Origin of the sequence: Corynebacterium sp. J010B-136 (assembly GCF_002967075.1) — a bacterium.
Classification (GTDB): domain Bacteria; phylum Actinomycetota; class Actinomycetes; order Mycobacteriales; family Mycobacteriaceae; genus Corynebacterium.
On record NZ_PUGE01000013.1, the window covers coordinates 1 to 2,469 of the forward strand.

General features: G+C 52.8%; 2 rRNA genes. Both read right to left on the reverse strand.

Annotation, left to right across the window (positions count from 1 at the left end):
• Positions 1-704, reverse strand: a 23S ribosomal RNA gene (locus C5Y44_RS13130); the annotation flags it as partial.
• Positions 705-1,224: 520 nt separating this feature from the next.
• Positions 1,225-2,469, reverse strand: a 16S ribosomal RNA gene (locus C5Y44_RS13135); the annotation flags it as partial.

Consider the following 2,469-nt stretch of genomic DNA (forward strand, 5'->3'; position numbering starts at 1 on the left):
CCCCACACGGGTTAACCTCGCGACATGCCGCTGACTCGCAGGCTCATTCTTCAAAAGGCACGCCATCACCCACAAAAGGGGCTCTGACGGATTGTAGACACATGGTTTCAGGAACTATTTCACTCCCCTCCCGGGGTACTTTTCACCATTCCCTCACGGTACTCATACACTATCGGTCACACTGAGTATTTAGGCTTACCGGGTGGTCCCGGCAGATTCACAGCAGATTCCACGAGCCCGCTGCTACTCGGGCACCACAACACACACCACACATTGCCTTCACCTACAGGGCTCTCACCTTCTACGGCCGGGCATTCCAACCCACTTCACCTAACAACATGTTGCGCGCTCTGTTCTGGTAGAAACAGAAAATCATGGCCCCACAACACCGCATGCACAACCCCTACCAAGTATCACATACACACGGTTTAGCCTCATCCACGTTCGCTCGCCGCTACTAGCAGAATCATTATTATTTTCTCCTCCTGCAGGTACTAAGATGTTTCACTTCCCCACGTATAACCCCCACACTGACTATGAATTCATCAGCAGGTACCTACCCATAACGGCAGGCGGGTTTCCCCATTCGGACATCCTCGGATCAACGCTTAATTGACAACTCCCCGAGGCTTAACGCAGCCTTACACGTCCTTCATCGGCCCAGTATGCCAAGGCATCCACCATGCGCCCTTAAATAACGAACACACACCCCACAACCACCAAGAAACCCTGGCAGCCAATGGGGGTGAACAACCGTAACTAAAAAATAACTAAACACACAAACAACAAGCCAAAGACTCACTGCCTATGCGCGTTCTCACAGAAAAAATAAGAAAAAATTACACACACCACACAAACACTCACAAAAGCATTCTGTGTGGTGGATGCTCGCGTCCACTATACAGTTCTCACACAACACCCCACACCACCCTGGGCAAACCAACCAACCGGTTGCAACTTGCCTTGACCTGGTGTGAGCATCAGGACCAACCCATACAAAATGGATTGCTGTCCCAGACACCCAACAGTGCACCAACGATTAACCTAGATTGTTTTGTCTGTTCATGTTTATAAAGAATTAGTGTTACCGGTATCTATTACCAGCGGTGTGTTTCCACTCCGATTCAACAAATAGTGGCATGACCACATCTGGGCCATCAACCACCAACCCAACAACACCATAGAAACCTCTACGCGGTGGGTTATATAAATAATGCTCCTTAGAAAGGAGGTGATCCAGCCGCACCTTCCGGTACGGCTACCTTGTTACGACTTCGTCCCAATCGCCGATCCCACCTTCGACAGCTCCCTAACAAGTTTAGGCCACTGGCTTCGGGTGTTACCAACTTTCATGACGTGACGGGCGGTGTGTACAAGGCCCGGGAACGTATTCACCGCAGCGTTGCTGATCTGCGATTACTAGCGACTCCGACTTCATGGGGTCGAGTTGCAGACCCCAATCCGAACTAAGGCCGACTTTCAGGGATTCGCTCCACCTTACGATGTCGCTGCCCACTGTATCGACCATTGTAGCATGTGTGAAGCCCTGGACATAAGGGGCATGATGATTTGACGTCATCCCCACCTTCCTCCGAGTTAACCCCGGCAGTCTCTCATGAGTCCCCACCATAACGTGCTGGCAACATAAGACAAGGGTTGCGCTCGTTGCGGGACTTAACCCAACATCTCACGACACGAGCTGACGACAACCATGCACCACCTGTATACAGACCACAAGGGAAAGACTATCTCTAGCCCGATCCTGTATATGTCAAGCCCAGGTAAGGTTCTTCGCGTTGCATCGAATTAATCCACATGCTCCGCCGCTTGTGCGGGCCCCCGTCAATTCCTTTGAGTTTTAGCCTTGCGGCCGTACTCCCCAGGCGGGGCGCTTAATGCGTTAGCTACGGCACAGAAGACGTGGAAGCCCCCTACACCTAGCGCCCACCGTTTACGGCATGGACTACCAGGGTATCTAATCCTGTTCGCTACCCATGCTTTCGCTCCTCAGCGTCAGTAACTGCCCAGAGACCTGCCTTCGCCATCGGTGTTCCTCCTGATATCTGCGCATTTCACCGCTACACCAGGAATTCCAGTCTCCCCTACAGCACTCAAGTTATGCCCGTATCGCCTGCACGCCCGAAGTTAAGCCCCGGGATTTCACAGACGACGCGACAAACCACCTACGAGCTCTTTACGCCCAGTAATTCCGGACAACGCTCGCACCCTACGTATTACCGCGGCTGCTGGCACGTAGTTAGCCGGTGCTTCTTATCTACCTACCGTCACCACCAAAGTGGCTTCGTCGATAGCGAAAGGAGTTTACAACCCGAAGGCCTTCATCCCCCACGCGGCGTCGCTGCATCAGGCTTGCGCCCATTGTGCAATATTCCCCACTGCTGCCTCCCGTAGGAGTCTGGGCCGTATCTCAGTCCCAATGTGTCCGTACACCCTCTCAGGCCGGATACC